At 64.4% G+C, this 15,574-nt stretch carries 16 protein-coding genes; 7 read left to right on the top strand and 9 right to left on the bottom strand.

Annotated features, from left to right (window positions below; translation table 11 throughout):
* Positions 1-95: 95 nt before the first annotated feature.
* Together PSET11_RS10265 and purN are read right to left on the bottom strand one after the other, a co-directional pair.
* On the bottom strand, positions 96-1,043 hold the full coding sequence (locus tag PSET11_RS10265) for a hypothetical protein (RefSeq protein ID WP_124092009.1): 948 nt from the start codon (positions 1,041-1,043) through the stop codon (positions 96-98).
* A gap of 115 nt (positions 1,044-1,158) precedes the next feature.
* Positions 1,159-1,731: a phosphoribosylglycinamide formyltransferase gene (gene purN / locus PSET11_RS10260; protein ID WP_124092008.1), complete on the bottom strand. Its 573-nt coding sequence runs from the start codon at positions 1,729-1,731 to the stop codon at positions 1,159-1,161.
* A gap of 39 nt (positions 1,732-1,770) precedes the next feature.
* Between purN and PSET11_RS10255 the strand changes: the two genes are divergently transcribed.
* On the top strand, positions 1,771-2,202 hold the full coding sequence (locus tag PSET11_RS10255) for an MFS transporter (RefSeq protein WP_124092007.1): 432 nt from the start codon (positions 1,771-1,773) through the stop codon (positions 2,200-2,202).
* Positions 2,203-2,226: 24 nt separating this feature from the next.
* Here the strand turns inward: PSET11_RS10255 and PSET11_RS10250 are convergent, their stop codons facing one another.
* The gene (locus PSET11_RS10250) at positions 2,227-3,537 is read right to left on the bottom strand and encodes a cell division protein PerM (protein ID WP_124092006.1); all 1,311 of its coding nucleotides are present in this window, start codon (positions 3,535-3,537) and stop codon (positions 2,227-2,229) included.
* A 137-nt stretch (positions 3,538-3,674) separates the two neighbouring features.
* On the opposite strand from PSET11_RS10250, the gene PSET11_RS10245 reads away from it, so the two are divergent.
* On the top strand, positions 3,675-4,844 hold the full coding sequence (locus tag PSET11_RS10245; protein ID WP_203415955.1) for a glycosyltransferase family 4 protein: 1,170 nt from the start codon (positions 3,675-3,677) through the stop codon (positions 4,842-4,844).
* A 27-nt stretch (positions 4,845-4,871) separates the two neighbouring features.
* Here the strand turns inward: PSET11_RS10245 and PSET11_RS10240 are convergent, their stop codons facing one another.
* Genes PSET11_RS10240 through PSET11_RS10230 form a run of 3 tightly spaced genes read right to left on the bottom strand, consistent with a single transcriptional unit; the run spans position 4,872 to position 8,168 of the window.
* Positions 4,872-5,747, bottom strand: coding sequence for an HAD hydrolase family protein (locus PSET11_RS10240; protein ID WP_124092005.1), 876 nt, complete (start codon positions 5,745-5,747; stop codon positions 4,872-4,874).
* Positions 5,748-5,779: 32 nt separating this feature from the next.
* Positions 5,780-6,229, bottom strand: a complete 450-nt coding sequence (locus tag PSET11_RS10235) for a hypothetical protein (RefSeq protein WP_124092004.1) — start codon at positions 6,227-6,229, stop codon at positions 5,780-5,782.
* The gene (locus PSET11_RS10230) at positions 6,210-8,168 is read right to left on the bottom strand and encodes a primary-amine oxidase (RefSeq protein ID WP_124092003.1); all 1,959 of its coding nucleotides are present in this window, start codon (positions 8,166-8,168) and stop codon (positions 6,210-6,212) included. Before PSET11_RS10230 ends, PSET11_RS10235 begins: the two co-directional genes overlap by 20 nt.
* 120 nt (positions 8,169-8,288) lie before the next feature.
* Here PSET11_RS10230 and PSET11_RS10225 point away from each other — a divergent pair, with 120 nt between their 5' ends.
* From PSET11_RS10225 to PSET11_RS10215, 3 genes are all read left to right on the top strand, one after another.
* Positions 8,289-8,891: a TetR/AcrR family transcriptional regulator gene (locus tag PSET11_RS10225; protein WP_124092011.1), complete on the top strand. Its 603-nt coding sequence runs from the start codon at positions 8,289-8,291 to the stop codon at positions 8,889-8,891.
* Positions 8,892-9,008: 117 nt separating this feature from the next.
* Positions 9,009-9,278, top strand: coding sequence for a GlsB/YeaQ/YmgE family stress response membrane protein (locus PSET11_RS10220; protein WP_124092002.1), 270 nt, complete (start codon positions 9,009-9,011; stop codon positions 9,276-9,278).
* A 220-nt stretch (positions 9,279-9,498) separates the two neighbouring features.
* On the top strand, positions 9,499-11,670 hold the full coding sequence (locus PSET11_RS10215; protein WP_124092001.1) for a putative bifunctional diguanylate cyclase/phosphodiesterase: 2,172 nt from the start codon (positions 9,499-9,501) through the stop codon (positions 11,668-11,670).
* Here PSET11_RS10215 and PSET11_RS16900 read toward each other — a convergent pair.
* Positions 11,667-12,167, bottom strand: coding sequence for a hypothetical protein (locus tag PSET11_RS16900; protein ID WP_238989107.1), 501 nt, complete (start codon positions 12,165-12,167; stop codon positions 11,667-11,669). The genes PSET11_RS10215 and PSET11_RS16900 overlap by 4 nt on opposite strands.
* Before the next feature lie 266 nt (positions 12,168-12,433).
* Here PSET11_RS16900 and PSET11_RS10205 point away from each other — a divergent pair, with 266 nt between their 5' ends.
* Positions 12,434-12,982 carry a dihydrofolate reductase family protein gene (locus PSET11_RS10205; protein WP_124092000.1) on the top strand — a complete coding sequence of 183 codons (549 nt, stop codon included), beginning with the start codon at positions 12,434-12,436 and terminating at the stop codon, positions 12,980-12,982.
* Here PSET11_RS10205 and mmuM read toward each other — a convergent pair.
* Complete coding sequence (mmuM, locus tag PSET11_RS10200) at positions 12,979-13,917, bottom strand: homocysteine S-methyltransferase (RefSeq protein WP_124091999.1); 939 nt, start codon at positions 13,915-13,917, stop codon at positions 12,979-12,981. The two genes, PSET11_RS10205 and mmuM, sit on opposite strands and share 4 nt — an antisense overlap.
* 121 nt (positions 13,918-14,038) lie before the next feature.
* Here mmuM and PSET11_RS10195 point away from each other — a divergent pair, with 121 nt between their 5' ends.
* Positions 14,039-14,806 carry an IclR family transcriptional regulator gene (locus tag PSET11_RS10195; RefSeq protein ID WP_124091998.1) on the top strand — a complete coding sequence of 256 codons (768 nt, stop codon included), beginning with the start codon at positions 14,039-14,041 and terminating at the stop codon, positions 14,804-14,806.
* Positions 14,807-14,852: 46 nt separating this feature from the next.
* Here the strand turns inward: PSET11_RS10195 and PSET11_RS10190 are convergent, their stop codons facing one another.
* On the bottom strand, positions 14,853-15,557 hold the full coding sequence (locus PSET11_RS10190) for a hypothetical protein (protein WP_124091997.1): 705 nt from the start codon (positions 15,555-15,557) through the stop codon (positions 14,853-14,855).
* Between the last annotated feature and the right edge of the window lie 17 nt (positions 15,558-15,574).

The following is a 15,574-nucleotide window of genomic DNA, read 5'->3' as shown; positions in this document are numbered from 1 at the left end:
CGACGCCCGCTGGCACGGTAGGGATCAACCTGCCAAACGAGAAACCAAAAAACAAAGCCGCATGACTCCACACAGCTTGACATCGAGCGTTAGCGCTACTCACTTTCGAAGGAATGCCGCCACCCACGTGTCTGCATGGCCAGCCTCACCTTCCAGACCGCGGCCCGCGCCTCGTGCTCCATGTGTCGCTTGGAAATCCGCACCGACGGCCACCCCGCTCGGGCATAGTCCTCCTCGCGGGTGATGTCCCGGACGATCTGCGCCGTTTCGGAATGACTTTCACCCTCGTATTCAACGGCAACCTTAAACTCGGGGTACGACAGATCGGGTTGACGGACGACGCCGGAACCCAGCTCCGTGGGCACGTTTACTTCCGCTTCCGGCAGGCCAGCCTCAGCCAGTGCCAAACGAAGCCGTGTCTCGGGCGCAGAATCGGCGCCGATCCGGGCCTGTTCAAGCGCCACCCGGGCCTTCCTGATGCCGGGCGTCCCTTTGTGCCTGTCCAGCATTTCTGCCAATTCCTCGGGGGTGGCGAACGGCTGGTGCCTGCCTTCGAACTCGGGCCGGGGGTGGCGGATCAGGTGATCGGCCACCACGGTGAGCTCCTCAATGCTCATGCGGCGCGAACAATCCAGCCAAGTCCGTACGCGGGTGGTGATTAAGACTCCCGCCAGGCTGGTGATTTCATCGGCGAAGAACTGGCCCCGATGCCCTTTGACTCCGGGCCGGCGCATGATGGCCATTGTGTCGGGGCGCGAGACATGTAGCAGAGGTTCGTGAGTCCCGGGGAGGAATCCCGGAAGCTGCCAGAGGAGGAAAGCCGAGGCGTGGGAGGCAGCCGCGAACTCCGTCACGAGCGTGAACGGACGGATCGCTTGAGCCAGACCAAGATCCTCGGCGACCCGCGGCACCCGGATACCACGACTTGGCCAGCCCAGGGCGGAGTTGCGGAGACTGCTGCGAAGAACGCCGGCGTCGGCCGCCTCCTGCAGCGTGAACGGCAACGACGAGAACGGTTCTGGGAGCCGGTGCGGGACTTTCATCCGCCCATCGTGGCACTCCCCAGCGGCGGCTGCAGGAGTTATCCACAGGTACGCCTACCCCACCCAACTAGGTAGCGCTGACTGCAGTTTTGACCCCTCAAAAGCGCAGTTAGCGCTACCTAGTTGGGGAGGCGGCCAGGGCGGCCAGCGTCGACACCAGCAGCCGCCGTTCCACGACCTTGATTCGTTCGTGCAGGGAGTCCTCAGTGTCGGCGGGGTCGATGGCCACAGCTTCCTGGGCGATGATGGGTCCGGTGTCCACGCCGGCGTCGGCCCAGTGAACAGTGCACCCCGTGACCTTGACCCCGTAAGCGAGGGCATCGCGGACCCCGTGGGCACCAGGGAAGGCGGGGAGCAGCGCGGGGTGCGTGTTCAGGTATTTGCCCTGGAACGAGTCGATGAAGTCGGCGCTGACAATCCGCATAAACCCTGACGACACCACCACATCCGGGCGGTAAGAGGCCACGGCGGCGGCCAGCGCAGCGTTCCATTCCGTCCGGTCCGCATACGCCTTGAAGTCCACCACAAACGTGGGAATGCCGGCTGCTGCCGAACGCTCAACACCAAACGTGCCCGGCCGGTCCGCCCCCACCGCAGCGATCTCCACGTCCAGCACGCCGGCTTGGACAGCGTCGATGACTGCCTGGAGATTGGACCCGGTACCGGAAACGAGGACTACGATGCGCATGGCTCTAGCTTATGGGCAGCCTCGCGTAGGCTGGAAAACATGAACAGCACACGGGATCCGGCCGGTCCACAAGACACCAAGCCAACCCTCAGCGACGCCGACAAAACGGCGCTCGAGAAGTCCCGCACGCTCTTCCGACTCTTCATGGTCTCGGTGCTGGGCGCGTTCTTCGTCTATCAGCTGGATGTCAGCTACGTCTGGCTCACCGGAATCCTGACCATCGCCAGCATGGTTCTGGGCATCGTGCTCCTGGTTCGCGCCAGCAGGTATCCACGCAGCAAATTCATGCTGTTCGGCACCATTTCCGGGCTGGTGGTTACCGGAATCATGGCATTGTTGGTGCTGGTCACCGCCGTTTTCTACCAGGACATCAGGAGCTACCAGGAGTGCGAAGGCCGGGCGCTGACGGACCAGGCGCAGCAGACCTGCCGGGTGCAACTGGAGAAGTCACTGCCCAACGGCATGCCGTAAGCAGCCCCCGGCCAGCCCGCAAACCTACCGCGAAATAGCATCCCGCTCGGCAGGCACCCGCTCGCGTTCCAGCCAAGGCCCGGCAGCATAGCCAATCACGACGCCGATCCCCACCTCGGCAGCCACCCAGACTCCGGTCCACAAAGGGTCGGGTCCGATCTCGGTCAGGCGGCCGAGCCCGGCTGAGCCCCGCGCCGCCCACGCGGCAGCCATCGCCAGCACGCCCGCGGTCAGACCCGTCATCGCGCCCAGCACCAACGTTGCAGCGGGAGCGGTGAACCAGCGGGTCCGGATCTTGATCGACAGCCACTCGTCAAAGTGGTTTTCGCCTTCGCGGAGGAACCACCAGCCACCCAGGACGCCGGCCAGAACCGGCACCACCAGCGCCACGAAACCGAAGTCCAAAGCTCCGGAGGGGATGGCAGCCAGCACGGGGATGGACGGCAGCGGGCCCACGGCGGTGGCCAGCGGCCCCACCTGGGAACCAACACCCAGGGCGAATCCGGCGCCCGAAGTCCACGACAACGCAAACACCACCAGGTTCGGCAGGTAGCCCAGCTGTGCGATGGTGAGGGCGGCACCACCTACTGCCCCGGCGTCGAGCGCTTCATAGACGGAGACCACCAGGTTCCAGTGAATCAGCAGGTCAATGGCGAGCAGTCCAGCGGCCAGTGCCAGCGAAGCCAGCAGCGAGACAACCCCCGCCTTCGCAACGGATGCGAGGTAGGAGCCAGCCCAGCGCGAATGTTGGCTGGTCCGCGAGAGCCAGGCCACGGCGTCCACGCCGATCAGCCTGCTCCACGATCCTGCCTCACGCCGGGCACCAATAATCATGCCTAGGGCGAAGGGAATCAGGGGAATCACCATGGCGTGCCAGAGGTTGATCACGACGTCGGGCGTGCGGCAGACGAACGCGGTGGCGGCGCCGAACGCGGAGTAGGTGGCCCACGAGCCGAGCAGCGCCTGCCAGAGTTGGTCGGTGTAGGAGGCCCGGGCCAGCCTCCGCCCAGCCCGCCACGCCAGCAGGAACGGAATCAGGGTCAGGCCCAACGGGATCAAGCTCAACGAGCCGTTCACCCCTGACCCGGCCGCAGCGGACCCACCGCCCACGAGTTGCAGCGGCACCCCGTGCACCAGCAACCACGACTGACCGGCAAGCCTGGCCAGCACGTCCACTTTCCCGTCCTGGAATCCGGCCGTCAGCGCCACGGCGACGATCGGCGCCACCACGGCGAGCGCGGAAATGAAGGCAGCCTGCGCCGATTCCAGCACTCCCTGCAGCCATAGGGGCATGGGGAGGCCGCGGTCTCCGGTCTGATCAGCGCGCAGTTTCATCGTGTCCTATCGTGTCACGGCGAGGCCCCTGCGCCGGGGATCGACAGGCGGCCGCGAACCGTTCTGTTCACCCAAGCTTTCCCTCGGGGCTACGCCGTCTCCCCCGCCAGGTCAGCGTCCACCGTCACCGTAGAGGGGTGAGGATCGCAATAGTTGCTGAATCATTCCTGCCGCTGATGAATGGCGTGACGCATTCCATCTTGCGGGTTCTGGACCATCTCCAAGACCGGGGCGACGACGTCCTGGTCATTGCCCCGTCAGCGCATGACGGCGCGACGCCGGAAGAGGTCCAGGGCGCCTCGGTGCAGCGGTTGCCCGCGGTCCCGTTGGCCGGGTACGCGAATGTCCGGGTAGCCATGGGTGGTGTGTATCGGGTCAAGCGAATCCTTGCCGATTACGCCCCCGACGTGGTTCACCTGGCCTCACCGTTTGTCCTGGGTTGGCGTGCTGCCCAGGCGGCCCACCAGTTGGGCATCCCCACGGTGGCGATCTACCAGACCGAGGTCCCCAGTTATGCGGCCCGGTACGGGGTGCCGTTTTTGGAGAACTGGGCGTGGAACCGGGTGGAGAACATCCACCTGCTCTCCACCCGCACCTTGGTACCGTCCACGTTTGCGTTGAATCAGCTGCGCGGCCGGGGCATTCCCCGGGTGCAGATGTGGCGCCGCGGCGTCGACACGGCACGGTTTTCGCCGGAGAAGCGCGACGACGGCTGGCGGGCTCAGGTGGCACCCGACGGTCAGCGGATCATCGGCTATGTGGGGCGTCTCGCCGTCGAGAAGCAGGTGGAGGACTTGGCCGCGCTGGCTGGGATCGACAACACGCGGCTGGTCATTGTGGGCGACGGACCCCAACGCGCGGCCCTGGAGGAAGCCCTCCCCGACGCGGTGTTTGCCGGTTTCCTGGGCGGCACGGACCTGGCCCGCGCGGTCGCGTCGTTCGACCTCTTTGTTCACCCCGGCGAGTTTGAGACGTTCTGCCAGACCATCCAGGAGGCCATGGCATCAGGCGTTCCCGTGGTGGCCACCGGGCGTGGCGGGCCGTTGGATCTGGTGGAGAACTCGCGGACCGGTTGGCTGTACAAGCCCGGCGACTTGGCGGGAATGCGCGCCCATGTCCAGGACCTGATGGGCGACGACGCCAAGCGCCGCGCGTTTGCGGCCGCGGCGCACGCCTCGGTCCAGTCGCGCACTTGGCCCGCACTGTGCGAAGAGTTGATCCAGCATTATCACGAGGTGATCGCCGCGGCACCGGCGGTTCCCGCGCCGGGTCCGTGGGCGTGGAGTCACTGGCGGCAGCCCGCCTGACAACGGGTTTCCGCCGCCAGCACCGGCTTAGTCCAGCAGACCCAGTTCGGCGAAAGCGAGGGCCACACCGTTCCCGGCAGGGCCCGGCGTCAACCTGTCAGCGACTGCCAGGACGTCAGGGTGTCCACCTTCGACGGCGATTCCCACTCCTGCGTACGCCAGCATCTCAATGTCGTTGGCACTGTCGCCAATGGCCACAATGTCTGCCCGGTCCAGTCCCAGGTGGGCTTCGATCACCTTGATGCCAACGGCCTTGTGCACCCCGGCGATGAAGATCTCGCCGGCGCTCTCACCCAGGGAGGAGAGTGAGCTGGGGATCAGGGCAATACCCTCCCCCATCTGGTCAACGAGCTGCCGCAGCGGCACGGGCGAATCGAAGCAGGAGATCTTGGCGAACGAGGCTCCGCGCAGGTCATCGCCGTACTGCAGCGGCCCCAGGATGTCCTCGAGCGGGTCAACATCGGCGGCAGCCTCCAAACCGGCCGCGTGCGGGGCGTGCCGTTCAGCGAAGATCGGGCCCAGGACGCTGCGCAGGCGCTGGTCCATCCCGGTCCGGCCATGCAACACCTCGGGCGCCTCAAGGATGTAGGCCACATTGTTGGCGTCCAGCACCTCGACGATCCGGCGCGCAACGTCGGCGTCAAACCGGGTGTCCGCCAGGATCTCGCCGTTCATTTCAACACGTGCGCCGGCGCCGGTGATGACGCCGTCGAAGCCCGTGGCCAGGATGTGGTCCGGCACCATGGCGAGCGGCCGGCCGGTGCAGACAAACACCAGGTGCCCGCGGCTGCGCGCCGCCCGGACTGCCTCAACGTGGGTCTCCGGCGCCAACCCGTGATCGGCGTAGGTGCCGTCAATGTCGAGAAAAACTGCGCGAGGCCTGACGGGTGACGGGCTGGGCATGCGGGTACTCCTAAAGAAAGTCGGGGACCCCTTCATCCTATCGAGGCCAAGCTCCCCCGGCTGCCTCGAGTGCGCCGAAGCCGGGCCACGAGCGTGGCGGCAAGCAACGCCGTCGTAATTTCCAACCCAATGATCAGCAGCAGCTGAGCGCTCCCGGCGGAGGCCACCGCGGACGACGTCGGCCCGGTACCGTGGGCGTGCCCGGCACCTCCCGCGCCCAACAGCAGGAGGGTGTGGACCCCCACCATGGCCAGGGCGGCGATGGTGACGCGATGCAGCGCCGCCACGTTCGCGTGCCGCCAGATATGGACGGTGCACGGAACGCAGACGACGGCGAGCGCCACCATGGCGAGGCCAAGCCACGGCCCGTGCTGGCCCAGGATCGCCAGCCAGAGGTGCGCTACGCAGGAGACCACTGTCAGGGCCGCGCAGGCCCGCGCGTGCAGGGCGGGCTTGGTGGGGCTAGTGGCAGTGCCCGGCATCGCTGCCCTGTTCGGACGGAGCCGCGTGGCAGGCGGTGCCACTGGCAGAAGCCGGGACGTCCAGGACTGGGCTGCGATCGAAGAAACCTTCCGGGCGGAGTTTGAAGCCAACAGTGTCCACGGGCATGATGGGCCAGTCCTCCACCCGCGGGAAATGCGTGAGGCCAAACGTGTGCCAGAGGACAATGTCCGCACCGTTAATGTCGCGGTCCTGGGCCACGAATGCTGGCAGGCCCGCACCACCTGCGTGTTGGTTGACGAAGTCGCCGGTGGGATACAGCTCGTTCTCGGCGAATTGCGTAACCCAGAGATCCTTGGTGGCGAAGGCAGCCCGGGCAGCGATGGAGGAGCCGGGATCTGCCAGCAGGGTGGGCTGGTTTTGGGAATGCAACTTGTAGCCCACGGGCTCGCCCAGCCGGTTAAAGGACTCAGGGTTGGAGATGATCCAGGTCCGGCCAGCCTTTGCGTCTGCCACCCGGACGCCCTCAGACTCACGGGTGAGGACTGTCCGCTGGCGGGTGAAAGCATTGCCTCGCTCGTTGCCTGGCCCCATGGCTTGGCGGACCACGTCTTCTTCCTCCACCCGGTTGGTGAAGCCGTCCACGGCCATGTCCAGCCGGGCACCGAAAAGATGCTGGTGGTAGGGCGCGCCGAGCCCCGGCGCGAGCTGGGAGATGTTTGCTGACCCACCCTCCGGGAATGCACTGGTGAAGACGACGCCGGTGGCCTTTGCTTCAAACTCGATGGTGCCGTCCAAGTAGAGGTACCAGTAGAAGCCGTAGTCGTAGTTGCCGATGGTGGTGAAGAAGGAGATCACCAGGCGCCGGTTCCGCCGCGTGTAGTTGATGCCGCTCCACAGGTCACTGTGTTTGGCCAGGATGCCCCAGTCTTCCTCATGCATGCAGATGCCGTTGCGGATCTCGCGGGGGTTGCCGAAGCCGTCGCTGATGACAGGGCTGAGGTAGGTGATGTCGCCCAGGCAGTCGCACCCGAGCTCCAGGGAGTTGGCGTACTGCCCCACCAGGTACTCGCCGGTGTCGAAGTAGTTCTGCCAGGACCGCACGGGAGACGGGTCACCGTACGGGACCACCATTTCGGCGATCGAGGCCCGGTTGATGATGGGCCGCAGCCGGTCGCCGTCACGGAAGGACAAGTTGTGCAGGATCACGCCTTCGCGGACATCGAAGCCCACGTCCAGGCTCCACTTTTCCCACTCGATGTGATTGCCGTCCGTGACGGTGAAACTGGGGCCCTCCGGCTGGGTGATGCTGATGGGTTTCTGCGAAGTCCGCATCGGGCCCGTCAGTTCCGGATCCGTGTAGTTACCGTGCTCGGCCGGAACGGGGAAGTTCCCGCTGTCCAAGACCTGGGTAACTTCCTTGTTCACCACGTCCACGTAAGCCACCAAGCCGTCCACCGGGTGCGCCCAGGCGCTGTCCGTCGGGAAGTTCTGGACGAACCCGAGGCCGCGCAGGATCCGGCGACCCCGCTCCTCCGCGTACTCAAACACCCCCGCGGACAGCGGCGCCACCCGGACTTTAGTGACATCCAGGTTCCGTGCCGCCAATGCCGCCAGCCAGCGTGGATCCGTGGCCAGGAGGGATTCCACCAGCTCAAACTCCTCTTCCAGAACAGGCAACTCCCCCGTGAGCCGGGTGTCCAACTCGGTGACCGAATGGACCTGCGCGGCGTCCGCGGCCCCAGGAACCACCACCACAATGTCCTTGGGCGCCCCACCGGAAAGATCGTGAACGAAGACGCGGAACCGACGGTCGGCGATGGCTTCTTGTCCGCGGGCCGGATCCACAAGTCCCAGGTAGGCAATGCGGTGCTGCTCCCCCAGATGGCCATCGGCCTGCAGGACGGACTGGACCTGGGAAATCTCAGCGGCCGAGAGCAGCCGGTGCGAAGTCTGCGTGCCCACTGGTGCGTATGTCATGAGGAGCCCAATCTGACCGAGGGGTCGGGTGGATGTTTTTTCTACTTACGTAGAGAATAAATGGAACATTAGATTGATCACAAGACCTTTTTCAAAAAACATGTTCAGGGAGTAGTGGCAGTGCCAAAGATTGTGGACCATGATGAGCGCCGGCTGGAGTTGGTGGAGGCCACGTGGCGGATCATTGCCAGGAACGGCCTGGAGAGCGCCACCATGCGCGAGATCGCCTTGGAGGCCGGCTTTGCCAACGGCGCCCTCAAGCCCTATTTCCCCACCAAGGACACGCTGCTGGAGTTCGCGTTCCAGCACGTGTTCAACCGCACGAACACCAGGATCACTGCCGCCCTGCACGGGAAAACCGGGCTGGCAGCGCTGCGAGCCTTCTGCCTTGAGGTCCTGCCATTGGATGACGAACGCGTCAATGAAGCCCGCATTGTTGTCCCCTTCTGGCAACGCGCCATCACCGACCGGCAGAAAGCAGAGATCCACCAACGTTCCATGGCGGAATGGCTGGACCTCATGCGCCGCAGCCTGGCCGAAGCCGAAGACGCTGGCGCAATCCGGCAAGGACTGGACCATCACCTCGTGGCCAGTCAACTCCTCAATCTCCTCCTGGGTGCGCAGATCGCCGCGGCCCTCCCAGAGAGCAGCACATTTATGGCTCCCTTCGAGGATCAACTCGAGGGATTCCTCGCATTGCTGCACATTCCAGCACTGCCATAAAACCGCAGAAACTGACAGTCATCCTGTGATATCGAAAGCCTTGCGAAGAAGTAAGCACGCTGATTGACTTATTAAACCGGTAGGGGGGCCCGCACAAAACAATTTAGGAGTGAGCACATGGGCATTCTCGGATTTCTCGTTTTGGGTTTGATTGCTGGCGCTATCGCCAAGGCCATTTTGCCTGGCAACCAGGGTGGGGGCTGGGTCATGACCCTGGTCCTCGGAGTGGTAGGCGCCCTGCTTGGCGGCTGGATCGGTTCCATGTTCTTCGAAGGTGGCCTTGCCAACTTCTTCGAGATCCGCACCTGGCTGCTGTCCATCCTGGGCTCGCTGGTGGTGCTTGTGGTATACGGATTCCTCGCCAAGCGCAGCCACAGCAAGGCCTGAGCAACCCCGCGTCAGCACGCTGCCGCCCATCCCCACGGGAGGGCGGCAGCGTCGCGTTCCGCCCACTTCTCAGGACTTCCGGGCGCGGGCATAATTGAGCGGCAGCCACTCCGGCGCAATTCCCCTTTCGACGCACCAAAGTAACGTTCAAGACACCCATCTGAGATGACACCATCAGCTCCCTGCTTTACCTTTATGATGTGCTTTGGGGGGTGACGGTATGGCTGATGCCAGCCAATTGATGAGTGTCTCCGTTTCGGCTTTTGATTCGGTTCTTGATGCAAGTCCGGACGCCGTGCTGGCACTTACTGTCGACGGCCGCATCACGGCGGCCAACGCTGCGGCGCCCCGGCTGTTTGGCTTGTCGAAAGAAGGACTGGCGGGAGCCGCCGTCGTCCGCCTCCTGCCTGAAGGCTTCGACGCCGCGAGTGTCCGCACCCAGCTCACCGCCAACCCGGCTGGCCATCCGCTGTTCCTGAACGTCATGGCTGTGCACGAGGACGGCACCGCCTTCAGCGCGGAAGTGGCCTGCGCGCTGCACCCTGGGGGGCACGACGACGGTTCGGGGATGGTCCCGGATCCCACCCAAGCAGGACTGCTGGTGTCCATCCGCGGCACCACGCACCGCGCACCGCAAAACCTGGATACCGGCGCCGCGACCTCGCTCCTGACCGCCACGCTGGAGGCAACGGCGGACGGCATCGTGGTCCTCAGTAATGACGACAAAGTGGTGGGCTACAACGAAAACTTCCTCACCATGTGGGGTATCCCCCGCGCCCTGATGGCGGTAGAGGACCAAAACCCCATCATGCAGCTCAGCCTGGCGCAGGTCACCGACCCCGAAGGGTTTGCTCGCCGACTCGTCGAGGTGCGGTTGACGCCCGACGAGGAAAGCCAAGACGTGGTGCACTTCCGGGACGGCCGGACCTACGAGCGCTACTCGCGGCCGCATCACGTGGGCCAGGCCATCGCCGGCAGGGTCTGGAGCTTCCGTGACGTCACCCCTCGGCAAAAGGCCCAGGAGCTTGCAAAGAAGTTCATGCGTGACCTGGCGAAGCAGACGGAGACCTTGCGGGCCATGGCATTCCAGGATCCCTTGACGGGGCTGGATAACCGGGCAGTTTTCAACGAGGCGCTGTCCGTTGCCATGCGCGAACCCCGGTCAACGTCCGTGGACGTATTGCTGCTGGACCTGGATGATTTCAAGGAAGTCAACGATAGCCTTGGCCACCAGGCCGGTGACGAGCTCCTCGTCGAGGTTGCCCGCAGGCTCCGTGATTGCGCCATCGGGGCCGAGGTGGTGGCGCGTTTGGGCGGAGATGAGTTCGTGGTGCTGCTGACAGCCAATCCCACCGCGCACCACATCGCGGCCAGCATTGTGGAGTCCCTGAACGTGCCGTTCACCATTAACGGCACAGTCCTGCGGCCCAGCCTGAGTCTTGGCCTCGCCTCAATGACCGCGGACAGCCGGGGGCCATCCGAACTTCTCCGGCAAGCAGACATCGCCATGTACGCGGCCAAGGCTGCCGGTAAGAACCGGTTCTTACGATTCCACCAGGACATGATGACGGCCCTGGTCCGGCGCACGCACATGGAAAACGGACTACGCCTCGCGGTGGCGTGCGGCGAGATCAGCGTGGACTACCAACCCATCGTGTCGCACCGGACCGGGCAGGTGGTCCAGTTCGAGGCGTTGGCCCGCTGGGACCGCAGCGCCGAACGCGTCCCGCCGTCGGTGTTCATCCCGTTGGCAGAACGTACCGGGCTGATCAGCGAAATTGGTGCGGCTGTGATGAAACTCAGCCTCACCCAGCTGGCCCCGTGGCTGCGCAAGAAACCCTCGCGTTCCCTGGCCGTAAACGTTTCCGCAGTTCAGTTGCAGGATCCAGGGTTCGCGGACATGGTGTTGGCCATGGCAAAGTCCAGCCGGGTGGCACCCTCGCAGCTGGTCCTCGAGGTGACGGAGAGCGTGTTCTTTGAGGACGACTGCACCATGATCGGCCAGCTCAGCATCCTCCGTAGTGCCGGAACCCGGGTTGCGTTGGACGACTTTGGCACCGGATATTCGTCCCTGGGCAGGCTGCAGGACCTTCCCGTGGACACGGTCAAGGTGGACAGGAGCTTCGTCTCCATGATCCAGACCGGCAGGGAGTTTCTGCCCATCCTCAGCTCCATGATCAACATGGCCCACAGCTTGGGCCTGACTGTCACTGCCGAAGGCGTGGAAACGGCAGCCCAGGCGGACTACCTGACGGCTCTGCACTGCGACTCACTCCAGGGCTACCTGTTCTCACAGCCGGTGCCCGGTTCGCAGTTGCGACGGGCGCTGCAGCGATCAGGTGATGCACTCGCCGAACTGAACGAACGGGTCAAGGACCAGCGCGGAGCTTAGGCTGCCTGCTTGTTGCTGTTCTGCCGGGCCTTGACGGTTGTCGGCTTTTTTGGGGCTTGCTGGCTCGGTCCTGGCTTGCTCACCGGCGGGGTCTGAGGCGCGACGGCGGCGCGCTGGGTCGGCGATTCGACGCGGGCGGGGTGCGCGGCTGGCTGGGCTGGCGCAGCGGGGAGAACGTGGGCGGCGGGCTCCGCGTCGATCCACTCCGATTCAGCAAGGGTTTCCTCGGCTGCGGCGCTGGTTGCCTCTGCGGCCGCTGCCCGGTCTCGGCGCCAGCGGCGGAGAAGATCGCCCACGGCCAGCAGTCCGGCCAGGGGCGAAAGTACGGCGGCGCCGTAGACGAAGAGAAGCCAGGTGAGCGTGGCCAGTGGCGGCTGGTTGTTGTGCAGGAGTGAGAGGCCACCCAGCATTCCAACAGCCCAAAAAATGATCACGGCCGTTAAAACCGCCGCAGCAGGGAAATAGTGGTTGGTCACGATCTTTTTGATGGTTTCCATGAATTTCCTCCTGCCAGGGCCGGGCCTCGGCGTTCGACGTTCTCTTCAAGTATGGGCCGTCAATGACCCCAATCCGTGCAAGAGGCAGCCCCAAGTGACCAACCTAACGAGCCCGGATTGACGTCGCTGGAATTCCCGGTGAATGCACCGAAAAATACCTGTCTGAGTTGCCAGAAAAATGCGGACTCCCCTTCCGTTGGGCGTGTCGTGGCAATAGCGTGCTGGTGGGCCAACAGCGGGCCCCTGATGGCCATTGGAGGCAACGCATGCGCAAAGTAACAGCAGGACTTTTCCATTCCGTGGACGGCGTGGTGGCAGATCCCTTCAATTTCCAGTTCGACAGTTTCGACGCCGAACTCGGCCAAGGCATGACCACCATGATGACCACCGTGGACACGGTGCTCCTGGGCCGTGTGAGCTATGCCGAGTGGGCGGGGTACTGGCCAAACGCCTCCACCGACGAGGATTTTGCTGGCTTCATCAATCCAGTCCAGAAGTTCGTCGCGTCCAAGACACTCACGAGCCCACTCGAATGGCAGAACTCCACCCTGATGGATGCTCCGCTGGAAGAGTTTGTGGCAGGACTCAAGGAGCGCGATGGCGGCGAGATTGCGATCTGTGGATCAATCTCCGTCACGCGCCAACTTCTATTCGCCGGACTTCTGGACGAGTTGACGTTGATGACCCACCCTGTGGTGGCCGGAAGCGGGCGGCGCTTGTTTGAATCAGGCGATCCCCTCACGCGGCTGGTGCTTCAGGAACAGTCCCGCACCAGCAAGGGCAACGTGATCAGCACCTACAGCCGGTTGGGTTAGGCGCGCGCCAGGGCAGCAATGTCGGCGGGCGTGGTGCGGCAGCAGCCGCCCAGGATTTTGGCGCCCAACGCTCGCCACTCTGGGGCACCCTGCGCGAGGCCGCCCACTTCGACGATTGCAGCACCGGCGGTGGGCGCCCACGTTTTGCTGACGGGATCGAACGTCTCGCCGGAGTTCGGGTAGGCCACCAGTGGCTTCACGGTGGACCTTTTTAACGTGGTGAGCGCTGGTGCAACACGGTGCAAGGGGACGCAATTGACGCCCAGTGCTGCAACCAGCGGTTCGGCCTCGAGGAGTTCGGCCACCACTTCCAGCGGGGTGCCGTCCGCAAGGTGTCCGCCGTCGCGCAGGGAAAAGGTGAACCAGGATTCGACGCCGGCCTCCCGGGTGAGTGCCAGGAGCGCCTCCGTTTCGGCGAACGACGGGAGGGTCTCGCAGGCCAGGAAATCTGCTCCGGCAGCTACCAGGGCATTGATCCGCGGCGCGTGGAAATCCGTGAAGGCTGCAGCGGACAAAACATAGTCGCCGCGGTATTCGGAGCCGTCGGAGAGGTAGGCGCCGTACGGACCCACCGAACCTGCCAGCAGCAAGGGACCGGCGTCCGGGTGAGCCGCCATATAGTGGCGCCGGGCGTCGTCGGCCAGCTTCACGGACAGCGACACCAGTTCCAGCGCTTCTTCAAACGAAAGGCCGCGGCGGGCGAACCCCAGCGGAGTGGCCTGGTAACTGGCGGTCGTGGCAATGGTGGCGCCCGCCTCGAAGTAATCCCGGTGGACATCACGGATCAGGTGCGGATGTTCCACCAGGACCTTCGCCGACCACAACGGATCCTCCAAATTGCAGCCGCGCGCTTCCAACTCAGTGGCCAGGGCGCCGTCGGCGATGAGATCTGCGCCGGTTTCCAACAGCTGGGACAGTGATGTGGTGCTGGGCATTGTGGCAGACTCCAAGGCGAGGTCGGGGGTTTAATTCATCATAGGCAAGTCTTCATGCCGTTAACGATCATGACAAAGTGCGTCCAAGGCTGCCTTCTGGCGCTCGATTAGACTCGGCACCATGTCGACAACTTCCAGCATGGGCCGTGGAATCCAGTCCCTGCTGGCGGTGGGGGCGCGGCATACGGCCGGGCAGCGCGGCGGAACGGTGGCGGACATCGCCGCGGACCTGGGCAAGGACCGCAGCCAGGTTTCCCGCACGCTGCGCAGCGGACAGCAGGCCGGATTCCTCGCCAAAACGGGCCAGCGAACCTTCACCCTGGACTGGTCCGTACTCACCGCCGCACAACAGCTCACCGTCCGGCGCCTGCAGACGGACGGGACGACGGCGCTGGACCGGCTAGCCGCAGCCACCGGCGAAGCCTGTTTCCTCGGCGTTCTGCAAGGCAACAGCACCGTCACCATCGGCGAAAGCGTCCCCACCGAGAGCAAGTTGGTGGGCTCGTGGCTGGGCCGTCCCTACCCGGCCTATTGCAGCGACGCTGGCCAGGCGATGCTGTGGGAAGCATCGCCGGACGAGATTCGCAACGTCTTCGCCGGCGTCGACTTCGTGCGGCACGGGCCCAACACGCCGGCCGACGTCGGCGATTTCCTGGGGCGCTTGGCCGCGGCCAAGGTGCGCGGCTACTCAGTGGTGGACCAGGAAGCCGAGCCCGGCCTCTACTCCTTGGCCGCTCCCATCCATGACTTCAAGGGCGACGTGGTGGCGGCACTGCAGATTGTCGGCACCCGGACCGCACTGGAACCTAAGCGAGAAAGCTGCGCCGCGGAACTCCTGGAGCACAGCAGGTGGCTGGAGTCTCGGCTGGGCTACCGTCCGGCATGCTGAGACGCCCCGGGAATACTACCCCTGCAGCCCCAGGCAACCTGGGACTTTAGTTGCCAGCGAGCGCGGGTACGCCCAGGGCATTGCAGACGCTCGCCAGACCTGGAATGACGGCCACTTTTCCGTCAACGACGCATTCCGTCAGAAAAGGGATGAAGTTACCGAAGGTCCGGATGGCGGCATCGGCGTACAGAGGGTTGCCGTTCTGGTCTTTGGCTGGCTCAGCCAAGGTACGTTCATCGGGAATTCCCGGGTGTGGCGAGACAAAATCATCGGGGACCAGTTCCTGGTTGATTCCGTTCAGGATCATGTCCCCAAAGTCCCAGACGCGGCTGCACTGATTGATGGGATCGGCCACTTGGACGAGTCCGGAGCTGGGATCTCCGGGCGTTGGGCTGGTTCTGGCGTCAAATCCAACTTGTTCAATTCCTGTCCCCACAAACGGGGGCAGCGGGGACTGGGGAGACCCCTCAACCTGATATTCGGAGGAGAGGTCGGCGCGGAAGTAGCAGCGGATTTCTCGTTGATCGTTCACGGCAACAGGTGCCAGATCAGCGAAGGATGCAGCCGCCACGGATGGGCCGGGGGTTGCTCCGTAGATCGCGTCTCTTGTCAGCGCCGCCGCTTGGGAGTCAACGACGGCAGGTTGATCAGATTCTGCCGCGAACGCGCTGGCGAGTGCAGTTGAGGTGTAGTAAATCCCGCCGGTAGCGATAAGCGCTGCCAGGCTGAGTGTAGTGGTGGACTTCTTCATGGCCTGCCTCTTCTGTA

Source organism: Arthrobacter ulcerisalmonis (assembly GCF_900609065.1).
In the GTDB taxonomy this organism is placed as follows: domain Bacteria; phylum Actinomycetota; class Actinomycetes; order Actinomycetales; family Micrococcaceae; genus Arthrobacter; species Arthrobacter ulcerisalmonis.
The sequence above is the reverse complement of the archived record's forward strand: the minus strand, read 5'-3'. Positions and strand labels throughout refer to the sequence as shown.

What these genes read in the sequence shown, in the direction of transcription:
- PSET11_RS10265 (WP_124092009.1), bottom strand. Translation starts at nt 1,043, where the DNA reads ATGAAAGTCCCGCACCGGCTCCCAGAACCGTTCTCGTCGTTGCCGTTC.
- purN (WP_124092008.1), bottom strand. Translation starts at nt 1,731, where the DNA reads ATGCGCATCGTAGTCCTCGTTTCCGGTACCGGGTCCAATCTCCAGGCA.
- PSET11_RS10255 (WP_124092007.1), top strand. Translation starts at nt 1,771, where the DNA reads ATGAACAGCACACGGGATCCGGCCGGTCCACAAGACACCAAGCCAACC.
- PSET11_RS10250 (WP_124092006.1), bottom strand. Translation starts at nt 3,537, where the DNA reads ATGAAACTGCGCGCTGATCAGACCGGAGACCGCGGCCTCCCCATGCCC.
- PSET11_RS10240 (WP_124092005.1), bottom strand. Translation starts at nt 5,747, where the DNA reads ATGCCCAGCCCGTCACCCGTCAGGCCTCGCGCAGTTTTTCTCGACATT.
- PSET11_RS10235 (WP_124092004.1), bottom strand. Translation starts at nt 6,229, where the DNA reads ATGCCGGGCACTGCCACTAGCCCCACCAAGCCCGCCCTGCACGCGCGG.
- PSET11_RS10230 (WP_124092003.1), bottom strand. Translation starts at nt 8,168, where the DNA reads ATGACATACGCACCAGTGGGCACGCAGACTTCGCACCGGCTGCTCTCG.
- PSET11_RS10220 (WP_124092002.1), top strand. Translation starts at nt 9,009, where the DNA reads ATGGGCATTCTCGGATTTCTCGTTTTGGGTTTGATTGCTGGCGCTATC.
- PSET11_RS10215 (WP_124092001.1), top strand. Translation starts at nt 9,499, where the DNA reads ATGGCTGATGCCAGCCAATTGATGAGTGTCTCCGTTTCGGCTTTTGAT.
- PSET11_RS16900 (WP_238989107.1), bottom strand. Translation starts at nt 12,167, where the DNA reads ATGGAAACCATCAAAAAGATCGTGACCAACCACTATTTCCCTGCTGCG.
- PSET11_RS10205 (WP_124092000.1), top strand. Translation starts at nt 12,434, where the DNA reads ATGCGCAAAGTAACAGCAGGACTTTTCCATTCCGTGGACGGCGTGGTG.
- mmuM (WP_124091999.1), bottom strand. Translation starts at nt 13,917, where the DNA reads ATGCCCAGCACCACATCACTGTCCCAGCTGTTGGAAACCGGCGCAGAT.
- PSET11_RS10195 (WP_124091998.1), top strand. Translation starts at nt 14,039, where the DNA reads ATGTCGACAACTTCCAGCATGGGCCGTGGAATCCAGTCCCTGCTGGCG.
- PSET11_RS10190 (WP_124091997.1), bottom strand. Translation starts at nt 15,557, where the DNA reads ATGAAGAAGTCCACCACTACACTCAGCCTGGCAGCGCTTATCGCTACC.